Here is a 14,078-nt window from a genome sequence, read left to right as displayed (position 1 = left end):
AGGTAGGTCATTAATGAGCCAGAACGTTTACCAATTTATCGACCTGCAGCGTGTTGATCCGCCAAAGAAACCGCTGAAGATCCGCAAAATCGAGTTCGTCGAGATCTACGAACCGTTTTCGGAAACCCAGGCCAAGGCCCAGGCGGACCGCTGTCTGTCCTGCGGCAACCCGTATTGCGAGTGGAAGTGCCCGGTGCACAACTACATCCCGAACTGGCTGAAACTGGCCAACGAAGGCCGCATCATGGAAGCGGCGGACCTGGCGCATCAGACCAACAGCCTGCCGGAAGTGTGCGGCCGCGTATGCCCGCAGGATCGCCTGTGCGAAGGCTCCTGCACCCTGAACGACGAGTTCGGCGCGGTCACCATCGGCAATATCGAGCGCTACATCAGCGATAAGGCCATCGAAATGGGCTGGAAGCCGGACATGTCGCACGTGCAGCCGACCGGCAAGCGCGTGGCGATCGTCGGTGCCGGCCCTGCCGGGCTGGCCTGCGCCGACGTGCTGACCCGCAACGGCGTCAAAGCGGTGGTGTATGACCGTCATCCAGAGATCGGCGGCCTGCTGACCTTCGGCATCCCGGCTTTCAAGCTGGAAAAGGAAGTGATGGTCAAGCGCCGCGGCATCTTCAGCGAGATGGGCATCGAGTTCCAGTTGAACACCGAAGTGGGCAAAGATGTCAGCATGGAGACCTTGCTGAGCGAGTACGATGCGGTGTTCCTCGGCGTCGGCACCTATCAGTCGATGCGCGGCGGCCTGGAGAATGAGGAAGCGCAGGGCGTGTACGACGCACTGCCGTTCCTGATCGCCAACACCAAGCAGCTGATGGGGTATGAAACCGATCAGCACGAGCCTTACGTCAGCATGGAAGGCAAACGGGTGGTGGTGCTGGGCGGCGGCGATACCGCCATGGACTGCGTGCGCACCTCGGTGCGTCAGGGCGCAACGCAGGTCATCTGCGCCTACCGCCGCGACGAAGCCAACATGCCGGGCTCCAAACGCGAAGTGAAGAACGCCCGGGAAGAAGGGGTGGACTTCCAGTTCAACCTGCAGCCGCTGAGCATCGAGCTGAACAGCGCCGGCCGCGTGGCTGGAGTGAAAATGGTGCGCACTCAGCTGGGCGCGCCGGATGCCAATGGCCGTCAGACGGCGGAGCAGGTGCCAGGTTCCGAACACGTGATCGACGCGGACGCGGTGGTGATGGCGTTCGGCTTCCGCCCGCACCGCATGGACTGGCTGGCGGCACACGACGTGCAGCTCGATAAACAGGGCCGCATCCTGGCGCCGGAAGGCAGCGACAACGCGTTCCAGACCAGCAACCCGAAAATCTTCGCCGGTGGTGACGCAGTGCGCGGATCTGACCTGGTAGTGACGGCGATCGCCGAAGGCCGTAAAGCGGCAGACGGCATCATGAACTACCTGGAAGTGTAAACCTTCCGTACCATCAGAGGCTCGGCATATTGCCGGGCCTCTGTTTTTAGCCTGCCACGCTTTGTAACAACCTCCCCTCTCCCCACCGCCTCAACGCGCTATAGTATTGAGTTAGCACCATTGCGGGGCGCGGCTGCGCCTGACACCGAGATAAGGATAGCGAACATGAAATGCTCCATTTCCCTGTTGGCCGGCACGCTGCTGGCCGTCAGTTTCAGCGCTTCAGCCATGGCGCTGGATTCGCAGGAGGTTGGTTACAATATCGAAGCGCGCGGCGCACGGCCGGTCGTGGCGCAGTTGGGCAAGGCCGGGCAGTTCGGCGCCGTGGAAAACAGCATCCGGCTGGGGGACGACAGCTGGATTGCCCTGGCGCCCAAGTTGGCCGGCGGCGGCAATGCCGGCTTTACCGCCGGCATCAAATCGGCCCTCTCCGCGGCCCTGATCTACAATCCGGCGGCGGTGTTGCAGGCGCTCAACAAAGGCAACGATCTGCCGCTCAATGACATTTGCACCGCGCCGCCGGAGGTGCAAGGCGACACCGCCATCACCAGTTTCCGTGAGCGCGCAACCCACGCCCTATCTACCGTGCGCGTAGGCGATCTCAGCGCGCCGCGCGACGCCTGCATTGCCGCCTTGAAAGGCTGAGCGCGTCTGCCGGGCAAAAAAAAAGCACCCCCATGGGGTGCTTTTTCTTTTGTTCTCACGGGGTTATTTCACCACGCGCAGCGCCGGGCGGCCACCGCGCGGCGGCTGCGGCGGTTCGTCATCCGGGCCGTTGTCTTCCGCGGTATCCGGGCGATCGCCGTCGATCACCGACATCAGGGTTTCCGAAGGGATCGTCTCATTGTCCAGACCTTCGAACACGCCTTCGCTTTCGTCGTAGGCGGCTTCCGGTTCGAACATCGTGCCGGCGCCGTTTTCACGCGCATAAATCGCCAGCACGGCGGCCATCGGCACCGAAACCTGACGCGGCACGCCGCCGAAGCGCGCGTTGAACTGCACGTCTTCGTTACCCAACGCCAGGTTGCCTACCGCGCGCGGCGCGATATTCAGCACGATCTGACCATCGCGCGCGAACTCCATCGGCACCTGCACGTCCGGGCGAGTCACGTCGACCACCAGGTGCGGCGTCAGTTGGTTATCCAGCAGCCAGTCGTAGAACGCCCGCAGCAGATACGGGCGACGCGGCGTCATCTGAGACATGTCCATCGCGCTTAGCCCCGGGTCTGCAGGCGCATTTCACGCTCGGCTTCGGTCAGGGAAGCCAGGAAGGCGTCGCGTTCGAAGACGCGGGTCATGTAGCCTTTCAGCTCTTTGGAACCGGCGCCGCTCAATTCGATGCCCAGCTGCGGCAGACGCCACAACAGCGGCGCCAGGTAGCAATCCACCAGGCTGAACTCTTCGCTCATGAAATACGGCGCCTGACCGAAGATAGGCGCGATCGCCAGCAGCTCTTCGCGCAGTTGGCGACGGGCGGATTCCGCTTCCTGGCCGCTGCTCTTCTCGATCTTGTCCATCAGCGAGTACCAGTTCTTCTCGATGCGCAGCATCATCAGACGGCTCTCACCACGGGCAACCGGGTAAACCGGCATCAGCGGCGGGTGCGGGAAGCGCTCATCCAGATATTCCATGATGATGCGGGATTCATACAGGGTCAGTTCGCGATCGACCAGCGTAGGCACCGTCTGGTAAGGGTTGAGGTCAATCAGATCTTGCGGCAGGTTATCCATTTCGACCTGCTCGATCTCGACGCTGACACCTTTCTCCGCCAGTACGATACGTACTTGATGGCTAAAAATGTCGGTCGGGCCAGAGAACAGCGTCATTACCGAACGTTTGTTGGCAGCGACAGCCATGAAAACCTCCAAGTTATCTAGAAAATACTGCGAATAGCCAACTGACAGGCTGCTATCCTGAATAATCTTGCCGCAGGCCGGCAGCACGCAGCGCGACCCGAGCCCATAAAAAACCGGCCCAGGAGGTCAACTGCACGGCGAACAGGCGCAAAAGTGGGTGATAGTTTACCAGATTCTGCTTGTTTTGTGGGGACGGTGCGGCGAATTCATGTTGAATTGTCTGATATGCCACAGATTTTAGTCGGGGACGGCGGATTTCAGGCGTAAAAAAACCCGGTGAAGCACCGGGTTTTTTGCGTAAATCGCACTGCCGAAGCAGCGAAAATTAACGCTTGGAGAACTGCGGACGACGACGTGCTTTACGCAGACCGACTTTCTTACGTTCAACCTGACGAGCGTCACGGGTGACGAAGCCAGCTTTACGCAGTTCAGAACGCAGAGTCTCATCGTATTCCATCAGTGCACGGGTGATACCGTGACGGATAGCGCCAGCTTGACCGGAGATACCACCACCTTTAACGGTGATGTACAGGTCCAGTTTGCCAACCATGTCGACCAGTTCCAGCGGCTGACGAACTACCATGCGGGCAGTTTCGCGACCGAAGTACTGTTCCAGGCTGCGCTGGTTGATAACGATGTTACCGTTGCCCGGCTTGATGAAGACGCGAGCGGCGGAGCTTTTGCGGCGACCAGTGCCGTAGTATTGATTTTCAGCCATTGCCATTAATCCCGATTAAATGTCCAGAACTTGCGGTTGCTGTGCCGCGTGATTGTGCTCGGTGCCCGCGTAAACTTTCAGTTTACGGAACATAGCACGACCCAGCGGGCCCTTTGGCAGCATGCCTTTAACCGCGATTTCAATCACGCGCTCAGGACGGCGGGCAATCATCTCTTCAAAGGTCGCTTGCTTGATACCACCGATGTGGCCGGTGTGGTGGTAGTACACTTTGTCTGTACGCTTGTTGCCGGTTACAGCAACTTTGTCAGCGTTCAGAACGATGATGTAATCACCGGTATCCACGTGCGGGGTGTATTCCGCTTTATGCTTGCCGCGCAGGCGACGAGCCAGTTCAGTAGCGAGACGGCCTAAAGTTTTACCATCTGCATCAACAACGTACCAGTCGCGTTTTACGGTTTCTGGTTTAGCTGTAAAAGTTTTCATTAGAAAGCTTACCCAATAATTAGTTACACGTTGGTGAACACCCAAACGCTCGAAAACAGTTGAGGCTCACACGACCATACAAGTCCAGCAAACCTACCCCTTCGAATAGCCATTGCCGGCACTATAAAGTTTTTGGGAAAAAAAACTTTGTTGTAACGTGGGGTCGCAAGATTATAGAGAAGTCGCTCACAAAGATCGAACGGTTTTTGAATGGAAAATAAATTTATCGCCGGCGGCGGACAACCGGCGATAGGCCCGGCGGGCTCAGGGCAGATGCGGCAGCTTGAGGTACTCTTCGCTCTGCATTTCCTGCAGGCGCGACAGGCAGCGCTGGAATTCAAATTTCAGCTGCACCCCCTGATAGATCTCGAACATCGACGCTTCGGCGCCGATCACCAGCTTGATGTGCCGCTCGTAGAATTCATCCACCAGCGCCAGGAAACGGCGCGCGGTATTCTCTTTCAGCGGCCCCATCACCTGCACATTATACAGGATCACGCTGTGGTACAGCCGCGACAGCGCGATGTAGTCCAGCTGGCTGCGCGCCTCTTCGCACAGCGTGTGGAAATCCACCGCCAGCACGCCGTCCACCGAACGGATCGCCTGCAGCGGCCGATGGTTGATCTGCAGCACCGGCGCGTCCTCCCCCGCCTTGCCCGCCAGCTTGACGAACATCCGATCCAGCGCCTCGCGCGTCTGGTCGCTCAGCGGCGTCAGGTAGAGGTGCGCCTGGGTCAGGGTGCGCAGACGATAGTCGATGCCGGCGTCGACGTTCATCACGTCACAGTACTCGTTGATCAGATCGATAGCCGGCAGGAAACGCGCCCGCTGCAGGCCGTTGCGGTACAGATCGTCCGGCGGGATGTTCGACGTGGCCACCAGCGTGATGCCGCGCGCGAACAGCGCCTGCAGCAGCGTGGCCAACAGCATGGCGTCGGTGATGTCGGAGACGAAGAATTCGTCGAAGCACAACACGTCGGTCTCGGCCTTGAAGCCGTCGGCGACGATTTCCAGCGGGTTTTCCCGCCCCTGCAACTCGGTCAGCTCTTCATGCACCCGCAGCATGAAGCGGTGGAAGTGCAGGCGCATTTTGCGATCGCCCGGCAGACTGTGGAAGAACATATCCATCAACCAGGTTTTGCCGCGCCCGACGCCGCCCCACATGTACAGCCCCTGCACCGGGCGCTGAGGCGCCGTTTCGCCGCCCTTGCCCAGCAAGCGGCTGAGCTTGCCGCGCAGACCGCCGGCCGGCGCGCTCGCCGCCGGCTTTTGCAGCAGAGCCTGATAAATGCGATCCAGTTGAGTGACGGCCCGGCGTTGAACCTCATCGGCCTGATATTCCCCCGCCTCCAGCGCCTGCTGGTAGCGAGATAACGGTGATAGTGCCTGCATCTGTTCGATGTTCCCTAAGAACGCTTAGAAATTATTTAGCCAACGTTGGCGGCAAGTTGATGCCGATTCGCACCGTTATCGCCACAAATGCCCGCTGCGGGCGCCGCTGAAAACCCTGTGAAAACCAGGTGGAAGCGCATCAGGATTCCACTCGGACAAGGTTAACGGTTATAGTGGATATTATTAAGTGAAAAATCCCTGCGGAACAACGAAGTCAAAATAGGAGTCATCATGACCTGGGAGTATGCGCTGATTGGTTTGGTCGTCGGTATCGTGATTGGTGCGGTGGCGATGCGTTTTGGCAACCGTAAATTACGTCAACAACAAGTCCTGCAGAACGAGCTGGACAAGAGCAAAACCGAGCTGGAAGAGTACCGTCAGGAGCTGGTCGGCCACTTTGCCCGCAGCGCCGAGCTGCTGGACAACATGGCGCGCGATTATCGCCAGCTGTATCAGCACATGGCGAAAAGCTCCAACAACCTGCTGCCGGATCTGCCGATGCAGGAGAACCCGTTCCGCTATCGCCTGACCGAAGCGGAAGCGGACAACGATCAGGCGCCGGTGGAAATGCCGCGCGACTATTCTGAAGGGGCCTCCGGCCTGCTGCGCGGTCAAAGCGCACGCCGCGACTGATATTCTTTCTTCGCCCGCGGGGCCACCCGCGGGGTTAATCCCGTTTGCGCCATATTGACCTTCCTTCGCATTACCTTTACTGAACTTTGCACGCAAATTCACGGTCTTACCCTTCACTATGACAAGGCGATTGCCTTATCATCAAATTTTCATCGGCAGGTATTGAGAGAGTTATCATCAATGAAGAAAAAGTCGTTAATTCTTAGTGCATTGGCAATGAGCCTCGGCCTGGCGCTCAGCGCCGCACCGGCGGCCAACGCGGCCCTGCCCGTTGCCGTGCAGGGGCAGCCGCTGCCGAGCCTGGCGCCGATGCTGGAAAAAGTCTTGCCCGCCGTAGTGAGCGTGCATGTCGCAGGCACCCAGGTGCAGCGTCAACAGCTGCCGGAAGAGTTCAGACGCTTCTTCGGCCCCAATTTCCCCGGCCAACAGCAGAGCTCCCGCCCGTTTGAAGGGTTGGGATCCGGCGTGATCATCGACGCCGCCAAGGGCTACGTGCTGACCAACAACCACGTCATCAACAACGCCGACAAAATCCGCGTGCAGTTGAACGACGGCCGCGAGCTGGACGCCAAGCTGGTCGGGCGCGATGAACAATCCGACATCGCCCTGCTGCAGCTCAGCGATACCAAAAACCTGACCGCCATCAAGATGGCCGATTCCGACAAGCTGCGCGTCGGCGACTTCGCCGTGGCGGTCGGCAACCCGTTCGGCCTGGGCCAAACCGCCACCTCCGGCATCATCTCGGCGCTGGGCCGCACCGGCCTGAATCTGGAAGGGCTGGAAAACTTCATTCAGACCGACGCCTCCATCAACCGCGGCAACTCCGGCGGCGCGCTGGTTAACCTGAACGGCGAACTGATCGGCATCAATACCGCCATTCTGGCGCCGAGCGGCGGCAACGTCGGCATCGGCTTCGCCATTCCGAGCAATATGGCGCAGAACCTGAGCCAGCAGTTGATCGAATTCGGCGAAGTGAAACGCGGCCTGCTTGGCATCAAGGGCAGTGAAATGACCCCGGACATGGCCAAAGCCTTCAACACCGACGCGCAGCGCGGCGCCTTCGTCAGCGAAGTGTTGCCGAAATCTGCCGCCGCCAAGGCCGGCATCAAAGCCGGGGATATTCTGGTTTCCGTCGACGGCAAACCGGTGAACAGTTTTGCCGAACTGCGCGCCAAGGTCGGCACCACCGCACCGGGCAAAACCCTCAAGGTAGGCCTGCTGCGCGACGGTAAACCGCAGGAAGTCTCGGTCACGCTGGACAACAGCGAGAGCGCCGCGACCAACGCCGAAACGCTGTCGCCGGCGCTGCAGGGGGTATCCCTCAGCAACGGCGCGCTGCCGAGCGGCGACAAGGGCGTGAAGGTGGAGAACGTGGATAAAGGCTCGACGGCGGCGCAAATCGGCCTGCAAAAAGGCGACGTGATCATCGGCGTCAACCGCCAGCGCGTTGACAGTATCACCGCACTGCGCAAGGTGCTGGAAGCCAAACCACCGGTGATGGCGCTCAATATCGTGCGCGGTAACGAAACCATTTATCTGCTGCTGCGTTAATTTGTGCAAAAACCGGGCTCGGTGACATACTGCGCCCGGTTAACTCATGCTATCCTCCGAACATCGTTCACCACACCACGAAAACTCCATGTTTGCTAAGCTCTTGCGTTCTGTCGTTATCGGTCTCATCGTTGCCGGCCTGTTGTTGGCCGCTCTGCCCATGCTGCGTTCTTCCAACGGTCTGTTTGCAGAGAAAACCGAGAATACCAGCGACGAAACGCCGGTGAGCTACAACAAGGCGGTGCGCCGCGCCGCTCCTGCCGTGGTGAACATCTACAACCGCAACCTGAACGGCGCCGCCAACGTGCTGTCGCTCGGTTCCGGCGTGATCATGAACGAACGCGGCTATATCATCACCAACCGCCACGTGATCAAAGACGCACAGCAGATCACCGTGGTGTTGCAGGATGGCCGCCGTTACGAAGCGCTGCTGGTGGGCTCCGACGGCCTGACCGATTTGGCGGTGCTGAAGATCGATCCCGGCAACCTGCCGGTGATCCCGACCAACAAAAACCGCGTTGCCCACGTCGGCGATGTGGTGCTGGCGATCGGCAACCCGTATAACCTGGGGCAGACCGTCACTCAGGGCATCCTCAGCGCCACCGGGCGCATCAGTATGAGCACCACCGGCCGGCAGACGTTCCTGCAGACCGACGCCTCAATCAACCGCGGCAACTCCGGCGGCGCGCTGGTCAACTCGCTGGGTGAGCTGATCGGTATCAACACCCTGACCTATGACAAAATCACCGACGGCGAAACGCCGGAAGGGTTGGGTTTTGCGATCCCGATCGAACTGGCCACCAAGATCATGGACAAGCTGATCCGTGACGGCCGCGTTATCCGCGGCTATTTCGGTATTCAGGGCAAGGAGATCATTCCGCTGCGCTCGTCCAATTCCGGCATCGATCGCCTGCAGGGCATCATCGTGACCGAGATTACGCCGAACGGCCCGGCGAACAACGCCGGCTTCCAGATCAACGACATCATCATCAACGTGGATAACAAACCGGCGGTGTCCGTGCTGGAGACCATGGATCAGGTGGCGGAGATCAGACCGGGCACCGAGATACCGGTTATCGTGCTGCGCGACGGCAAACGCATTACGTTGAAAATGACGGTGGGTGAATTCCCGGAAGACAGCAATTAAAAAAGGGCCGGCATTGATAGCCGGCCCTTTGCTATTCATCCTGCCGACGCAGCCGCGCCGGCGCTAATGACTTACTCGCCTTTCACGCGTTCGATGTTCGCACCCAGCGCGCGCAGCTTGTCTTCAATACGCTCATAGCCGCGATCGATGTGATAGATGCGATCGACGACGGTCACGCCGTCGGCGATGCAGCCGGCGATCACCAGGCTGGCGGAAGCGCGCAGATCGGTCGCCATCACTTGAGCACCGGACAGCTGTTCAACGCCATGGCAGATCACGGTGTTGCTCTCGATCTCCGCGTGCGCGCCCATGCGGATCAATTCCGGCACGTGCATGAAGCGATTTTCGAAGATGGTTTCGGTGATAACGCCAGTGCCTTCCGCCACCAGGTTCAGCAGGCTGAACTGGGCCTGCATGTCGGTCGGGAAGCCCGGGTGCGGCGCGGTGCGCACGGTGACCGCTTTCGGGCGTTTGCCGTGCATGTCCAGGCTGATCCAGTCTTCGCCCACTTCGATATCGGCACCGGCTTCGCGCAGCTTGGCCAGCACCGCATCCAGCGTGTCCGGACGGGTGTTGCGGCACATCACTTTGCCGCCGGAAACCGCGGCGGCGATCAGGAAGGTGCCGGTCTCGATGCGGTCAGGCAGCACGCGGTACACGCCGCCGCCCAGACGCTCGACGCCCTCGATGGTGATCTTGTCACTGCCGGCGCCGCTGATCTTCGCGCCCAGCGTGTTGAGGAAGTTGGCGGTATCGACAATTTCCGGCTCACGCGCGGCGTTTTCGATAACGGTGGTGCCGGTCGCCAGGGTCGCGGCGCTCATGATGGTCACGGTCGCGCCCACGCTCACCTTGTCCATGACGATGTGCGCGCCCTTCAGACGGCCCTCGACGGACGCCTTGACGTAGCCTTCTTCCAGCTTGATCTCGGCGCCCAACTGCTCCAGGCCGGTGATGTGCAGATCGACCGGACGCGCGCCAATCGCGCAGCCGCCCGGCAGGGAAACCTGGCCACGGCCGAAACGCGCCACCAGCGGCCCCAGCGCCCAAATGGAAGCGCGCATGGTTTTCACCAGATCGTAAGGGGCGCAAAACTCGTTCACGCCGCTGGCGTCCACGAAGACCGAACCGTTGCGCTCAATCTTGGTACCCAACTGGTTGAGTAGTTTAATGGTGGTGTCGATGTCCTTCAGCTTGGGGACATTCTGCAGCTCGACCGGCTCTTCCGCCAACAGGGCGGCGAACAGGATCGGCAGGGCGGCGTTTTTGGCCCCGGAAATAGACACTTCACCGCTCAGGCGGGTCCGACCCTGCACACGAAATTTATCCATCTGACTACTCTCTGTTATCTAATCTGAAGCTGCCCGCCCGGCAGGGCAAACAGCCTTAAAATCCGTTGAGTTTGCGGTCTCGCTGCCACTCTTCAGGGGTGTACGCCTTAATAGACAAGGCATGAATGCGGTTGTCCGCAATGTATTCCATCAGCGGTGCGTAAACCGTCTGCTGTTTTTTGACGCGGCTCATGCCGGCGAACAGTTCACCGACCACAATCGCCTGAAAATGGCTACCGTCGCCCGTCACATGTACTTCATCCAGTGCCAATGCCTGCATCAGCACGTCTTTAATCTCGTTGGTTTCCATAGTATCCAGTTCTGCCGCTAAAGGATCATAAACAGCCTAGTATCTTAGTGGAATACGATGTTTTCTTAAACTAAAGAAAAAGCCCCTGCATAACAGGGGCTTTGTATCGTTTTGCCACGCAAGAGCGGCGTAAAACGCCGCTAACCGGCGGTATCGACAGGCATTATCGCCTGCAGGTTGTAGAGCGCGATCAGCGTTTTCAGGCGCTCGGTGGCGCCGAAAATTTTCAGCGCTACGCCGCGCTCGCGCTGCTCTTCCTGCAGATGCAGCAACAGCGCCAGCCCGGCGGAGTCCACGCGCTGCAGTTGCGCCACGTCGATCGCGGTTTTATCCGCCATCAGCGCGTCGCGCTGCCGCCACAGCGGCTGCAGCGTTTCCCGATCCAGTTCACCGCGCAGGATCAGCGTCTGCTGCTCTGATTCGAAGCTGAGCGCTGCCGACATCAGTTTTTCTTGTCCAGCGTGATAGGCTGCGCGGCGGCGGCCTGCAGCTGTTTGGTCAGGCCGTCGATGCCCTGAGTACGCAGCGTAGACGCCCACTCATTTTGCTTGGTGGTGATCATGCTGACGCCTTCGGCGATCATGTCATACGCCTGCCAGTAGCCGGTTTTGCTGTTCTTGCGCCATTGGAAATCCAGACGCACCGGCGGACGGCCACCGTTGTCGATGATGGTGACGCGAATAGCCACGATGTCGGCATTGCCCAGCGGCTGTTCAGGCGCGATCTGGTAAGTCTGGCCGTGATACATCGCCAGCGCCTGGCCGTAAGCCTGCTCCAGGTAAGCCTGGAAGGCGGTGAAGTAAGCTTCGCGCTGCGCAGGTGTTGCCTCTTTGTAGTAACGCCCCAGCACCAGCGCGCCAGCGTATTTCACCTGCACGAACGGCATCAGTTCCTGATGCACGATGGCACGCAGGTAGTTCGGGTCCTGCTTGATCTTCGGCTGTTCGTTCTTCAAACGGCTGAAAGTCTTCTGCGCCGCTTCTTGCATCATGCTGTAAGGATTGGTTTGGTCGGCTGCGCTCGCCAGCGGTGCAACCACCAGCAGAGCCACCATCAGTAAACGTTTAAACATGCAGGTATCCTCTCTTAATGATTTGGAACAGCGGGTTGCGGTGCGGCGCCGGCAGCCGGCTCAGCGGCCGCGTCTCCCGATTTGGCGCTGTCCTGACCGCCGCTTTTATACAGGAACTGGCCGATCAGGTCTTCCAGAACCATGGCTGATTTGGTGTCCTGAATGGTGCCGCCATCTTTCAGGATGGTGGTGCCCATATCAGGATCTTCGAAGCCCACGTTAAGCGCCAGATATTGCTCGCCCAGCAGGCCGGAGGTGCGGATCGCCAGCGAGCTGGTATCCGGGATTTGGTCGTACTTTTTCTGGATATCCAGCGCCACGCGCGGCGTGTAGGTTTTCGAATCGAGTTCGATGTCCGCCACGCGGCCGATCACCACGCCGCCAATCTTCACCGGCGAACGCGGTTTCAGGCCGCCGATGTTGTCGAACGTCGCGTAAATGCGGTAGGTCGGCTCGCTGCCGATCGATTTAAGGTTCGCCACCTGCAGGCAGATAAACACGATGGCGCACAGCGCGATCAGCATAAATGCCCCAACCCAGATTTCACTCTTCTTCGTTTGCATCGAATCAATTCCCAAACATCAGTGCGGTCAGCACGAAATCCAATCCCAACACCGCCAGTGACGAATGCACCACGGTACGCGTCGTCGCCCGGCTAATCCCTTCAGAGGTAGGCACGGCGTCGTACCCATTGAAAATGGCAATCCAGGTTACGGTAATGGCGAATACCACGCTTTTGATCAGGCAGTTGAGCAGATCTTTTTTCCACTCCACGGCGCCCTGCATCGCCGACCAGAAGAAGCCGCTGTCGATGCCTTTCCAGTCCACGCCGACCACCGAGCCGCCCCAAATGCCGATCGCCACGAAAATGATGGTCAATAGCGGCATGCTGATCAGCCCGGCCCAGAAGCGCGGCGCCACGATGCGCCGCAGCGGATCGACCGCCATCATTTCCAGGCTGGAGATCTGCTCCGTCGCCTTCATCAGGCCGATTTCCGCCGTGAGCGCGGAACCGGCGCGGCCGGCGAACAGCAGCGCCGTGACCACCGGCCCCAGTTCGCGCAGCAGCGACAGCGCCACCATCATGCCGAGGCTGGCCTCGGCGCTGTAGGTGGTGAGCACGATATAGCCCTGCAGGCCCAGCACCATGCCGATAAACAGCCCGGAGACCATGATGATCAGCAGCGACTGCACGCCGACGCTGTAGAGCTGTTTCAACAGCAGCGGCCACTGCTTGCCGGGTTCCGGCCGGCCAATCAACGCGTTGAACAGCATCAACCCGGCGCGGCCGAAGCTGGCGCTGGTGTTGATGCCACTGCGCCCCAACGACGCTAACGCTCTTAATAACATGAGCTTATTTACTCCCTAAGCCTAGCAGTTCGGTCTGATAATCCCCGGCCGGATAGCGGAACGGCACCGGCCCATCCGCTATACCATCCAGGAACTGGCGCACGCGCGCATCAGGATTGTTCTGCAATTGCTGCGTGGTGCCTTCGGCGATCACCCGGTGGTCGGCCACGATGTAGGCGTAGTCGGCGATGCTCAGCACCTCCGGTACGTCGTGCGACACCACGATGCAGGTAATGCCCAGCGCATGGTTCAGCTCATCGATCAGCTTGACCAGCACTCCCATGGTGATCGGATCCTGGCCAACGAAAGGTTCGTCGAACATGATCATTTCCGGGTCCAGCGCGATCGCGCGCGCCAACGCCGCCCGGCGCGCCATGCCGCCGGAAAGCTCGTTGGGCATCAGCTGAGCCGCGCCGCGCAGCCCCACCGCTTCCAGCTTCATCAGCACCGTGCTGCGCAACAAAGGCTCCGGCAGGTTGCTGTGCTCGCGCAGCGGGTAGGCCACGTTTTCGAATACGGTCAAATCGGTAAACAGCGCGCCAGACTGGAACAGCATGCTCATTTTTTTGCGCGCGTCGTATAACTGACGGCGGGACAACGCGGGAATGTTGTCGCCGTCGAACCAAATCTCCCCGCTGTCCGGCGCCAGCTGGCCGCCTATCAGGCGCAGCAGCGTGGTTTTGCCGATGCCCGATGGCCCCATGATCGCCGTGACCTTACCGCGAGGCACCGTCAGGTTGATGTCTTCAAATATCCGTCGGTCGCCGCGCGAGAAGCTCATGTCGCGCACTTCGACCAAATTATCTGCCTTTTGGAGCATGTTAATGGACCCTTTACGACTC

At 59.7% G+C, this 14,078-nt stretch carries 17 protein-coding genes; 5 read left to right on the top strand and 12 right to left on the bottom strand.

Features of this window, described 5'->3' with window-relative positions; genetic code table 11:
- The first annotated feature begins 13 nt into the window (after positions 1-13).
- Both CRO23_RS02725 and CRO23_RS02720 read left to right on the top strand, forming a co-directional pair.
- Positions 14-1,432 carry a glutamate synthase small subunit gene (locus CRO23_RS02725; RefSeq protein ID WP_016930196.1) on the top strand — a complete coding sequence of 473 codons (1,419 nt, stop codon included), beginning with the start codon at positions 14-16 and terminating at the stop codon, positions 1,430-1,432.
- 165 nt (positions 1,433-1,597) lie between these two features.
- Entirely contained in the window at positions 1,598-2,077 is a 480-nt protein-coding gene (locus CRO23_RS02720; RefSeq protein WP_097101340.1) for a hypothetical protein, read from the top strand.
- A 63-nt stretch (positions 2,078-2,140) separates the two neighbouring features.
- On the opposite strand, the gene sspB is transcribed toward CRO23_RS02720, so the two are convergent.
- The 5 genes from sspB to zapE all read right to left on the bottom strand — a co-directional run bounded on the left by sspB (position 2,141) and on the right by zapE (position 5,842).
- Positions 2,141-2,641 carry a ClpXP protease specificity-enhancing factor gene (gene sspB, locus CRO23_RS02715; protein WP_004937084.1) on the bottom strand — a complete coding sequence of 167 codons (501 nt, stop codon included), beginning with the start codon at positions 2,639-2,641 and terminating at the stop codon, positions 2,141-2,143.
- 5 nt (positions 2,642-2,646) lie between these two features.
- On the bottom strand, positions 2,647-3,288 hold the full coding sequence (gene sspA / locus CRO23_RS02710; RefSeq protein WP_004937082.1) for a stringent starvation protein SspA: 642 nt from the start codon (positions 3,286-3,288) through the stop codon (positions 2,647-2,649).
- A gap of 325 nt (positions 3,289-3,613) precedes the next feature.
- Complete coding sequence (gene rpsI, locus CRO23_RS02705) at positions 3,614-4,006, bottom strand: 30S ribosomal protein S9 (protein ID WP_004937080.1); 393 nt, start codon at positions 4,004-4,006, stop codon at positions 3,614-3,616.
- Between the two features lie 15 nt (positions 4,007-4,021).
- Positions 4,022-4,450, bottom strand: a complete 429-nt coding sequence (rplM, locus tag CRO23_RS02700; RefSeq protein ID WP_004937079.1) for a 50S ribosomal protein L13 — start codon at positions 4,448-4,450, stop codon at positions 4,022-4,024.
- A 264-nt stretch (positions 4,451-4,714) separates the two neighbouring features.
- On the bottom strand, positions 4,715-5,842 hold the full coding sequence (gene zapE, locus CRO23_RS02695; RefSeq protein WP_016930199.1) for a cell division protein ZapE: 1,128 nt from the start codon (positions 5,840-5,842) through the stop codon (positions 4,715-4,717).
- Between the two features lie 231 nt (positions 5,843-6,073).
- Here zapE and zapG point away from each other — a divergent pair, with 231 nt between their 5' ends.
- From zapG to degS, 3 genes are all read left to right on the top strand, one after another.
- Entirely contained in the window at positions 6,074-6,475 is a 402-nt protein-coding gene (gene zapG, locus CRO23_RS02690) for a Z-ring associated protein ZapG (RefSeq protein ID WP_004937074.1), read from the top strand.
- A 180-nt stretch (positions 6,476-6,655) separates the two neighbouring features.
- Complete coding sequence (degQ, locus tag CRO23_RS02685; RefSeq protein ID WP_097101338.1) at positions 6,656-8,026, top strand: serine endoprotease DegQ; 1,371 nt, start codon at positions 6,656-6,658, stop codon at positions 8,024-8,026.
- A gap of 88 nt (positions 8,027-8,114) precedes the next feature.
- Positions 8,115-9,173, top strand: a complete 1,059-nt coding sequence (degS, locus tag CRO23_RS02680) for an outer membrane-stress sensor serine endopeptidase DegS (RefSeq protein WP_049299901.1) — start codon at positions 8,115-8,117, stop codon at positions 9,171-9,173.
- A gap of 71 nt (positions 9,174-9,244) precedes the next feature.
- On the opposite strand, the gene murA is transcribed toward degS, so the two are convergent.
- The 7 genes from murA to mlaF form a co-directional block, all read right to left on the bottom strand.
- Positions 9,245-10,504 carry a UDP-N-acetylglucosamine 1-carboxyvinyltransferase gene (murA, locus tag CRO23_RS02675; protein ID WP_004937068.1) on the bottom strand — a complete coding sequence of 420 codons (1,260 nt, stop codon included), beginning with the start codon at positions 10,502-10,504 and terminating at the stop codon, positions 9,245-9,247.
- A 55-nt stretch (positions 10,505-10,559) separates the two neighbouring features.
- On the bottom strand, positions 10,560-10,814 hold the full coding sequence (ibaG, locus tag CRO23_RS02670; protein WP_004937066.1) for a BolA family iron metabolism protein IbaG: 255 nt from the start codon (positions 10,812-10,814) through the stop codon (positions 10,560-10,562).
- 140 nt (positions 10,815-10,954) lie between these two features.
- Entirely contained in the window at positions 10,955-11,257 is a 303-nt protein-coding gene (mlaB, locus tag CRO23_RS02665; RefSeq protein ID WP_016930202.1) for a lipid asymmetry maintenance protein MlaB, read from the bottom strand.
- Positions 11,257-11,886 (bottom strand): phospholipid-binding protein MlaC, encoded by a 630-nt coding sequence (mlaC, locus tag CRO23_RS02660; RefSeq protein ID WP_004937063.1) that lies wholly within the window; start codon positions 11,884-11,886, stop codon positions 11,257-11,259. Before mlaC ends, mlaB begins: the two co-directional genes overlap by 1 nt.
- 14 nt (positions 11,887-11,900) lie before the next feature.
- Positions 11,901-12,449: an outer membrane lipid asymmetry maintenance protein MlaD gene (gene mlaD, locus CRO23_RS02655; RefSeq protein WP_004937061.1), complete on the bottom strand. Its 549-nt coding sequence runs from the start codon at positions 12,447-12,449 to the stop codon at positions 11,901-11,903.
- 4 nt (positions 12,450-12,453) lie between these two features.
- Complete coding sequence (gene mlaE, locus CRO23_RS02650; RefSeq protein ID WP_004937059.1) at positions 12,454-13,236, bottom strand: lipid asymmetry maintenance ABC transporter permease subunit MlaE; 783 nt, start codon at positions 13,234-13,236, stop codon at positions 12,454-12,456.
- A 4-nt stretch (positions 13,237-13,240) separates the two neighbouring features.
- Complete coding sequence (gene mlaF, locus CRO23_RS02645) at positions 13,241-14,056, bottom strand: phospholipid ABC transporter ATP-binding protein MlaF (protein ID WP_028127533.1); 816 nt, start codon at positions 14,054-14,056, stop codon at positions 13,241-13,243.
- Positions 14,057-14,078: the final 22 nt, after the last annotated feature.

Source organism: Serratia sp. JKS296 (assembly GCF_900215445.1).
GTDB classification, from domain to species: Bacteria; Pseudomonadota; Gammaproteobacteria; order Enterobacterales; family Enterobacteriaceae; genus Serratia; species Serratia marcescens.
Note: the sequence above shows the minus strand (reverse complement) of the source record. Positions and strands in the feature narration are given on the sequence as shown.

Coding starts and splice junctions, on each gene's coding strand:
- CRO23_RS02725 (WP_016930196.1), top strand. CDS start 14: ATGAGCCAGAACGTTTACCAATTTATCGACCTGCAGCGTGTTGATCCG.
- CRO23_RS02720 (WP_097101340.1), top strand. CDS start 1,598: ATGAAATGCTCCATTTCCCTGTTGGCCGGCACGCTGCTGGCCGTCAGT.
- sspB (WP_004937084.1), bottom strand. CDS start 2,641: ATGGACATGTCTCAGATGACGCCGCGTCGCCCGTATCTGCTGCGGGCG.
- sspA (WP_004937082.1), bottom strand. CDS start 3,288: ATGGCTGTCGCTGCCAACAAACGTTCGGTAATGACGCTGTTCTCTGGC.
- rpsI (WP_004937080.1), bottom strand. CDS start 4,006: ATGGCTGAAAATCAATACTACGGCACTGGTCGCCGCAAAAGCTCCGCC.
- rplM (WP_004937079.1), bottom strand. CDS start 4,450: ATGAAAACTTTTACAGCTAAACCAGAAACCGTAAAACGCGACTGGTAC.
- zapE (WP_016930199.1), bottom strand. CDS start 5,842: ATGCAGGCACTATCACCGTTATCTCGCTACCAGCAGGCGCTGGAGGCG.
- zapG (WP_004937074.1), top strand. CDS start 6,074: ATGACCTGGGAGTATGCGCTGATTGGTTTGGTCGTCGGTATCGTGATT.
- degQ (WP_097101338.1), top strand. CDS start 6,656: ATGAAGAAAAAGTCGTTAATTCTTAGTGCATTGGCAATGAGCCTCGGC.
- degS (WP_049299901.1), top strand. CDS start 8,115: ATGTTTGCTAAGCTCTTGCGTTCTGTCGTTATCGGTCTCATCGTTGCC.
- murA (WP_004937068.1), bottom strand. CDS start 10,504: ATGGATAAATTTCGTGTGCAGGGTCGGACCCGCCTGAGCGGTGAAGTG.
- ibaG (WP_004937066.1), bottom strand. CDS start 10,814: ATGGAAACCAACGAGATTAAAGACGTGCTGATGCAGGCATTGGCACTG.
- mlaB (WP_016930202.1), bottom strand. CDS start 11,257: ATGTCGGCAGCGCTCAGCTTCGAATCAGAGCAGCAGACGCTGATCCTG.
- mlaC (WP_004937063.1), bottom strand. CDS start 11,886: ATGTTTAAACGTTTACTGATGGTGGCTCTGCTGGTGGTTGCACCGCTG.
- mlaD (WP_004937061.1), bottom strand. CDS start 12,449: ATGCAAACGAAGAAGAGTGAAATCTGGGTTGGGGCATTTATGCTGATC.
- mlaE (WP_004937059.1), bottom strand. CDS start 13,236: ATGTTATTAAGAGCGTTAGCGTCGTTGGGGCGCAGTGGCATCAACACC.
- mlaF (WP_028127533.1), bottom strand. CDS start 14,056: ATGCTCCAAAAGGCAGATAATTTGGTCGAAGTGCGCGACATGAGCTTC.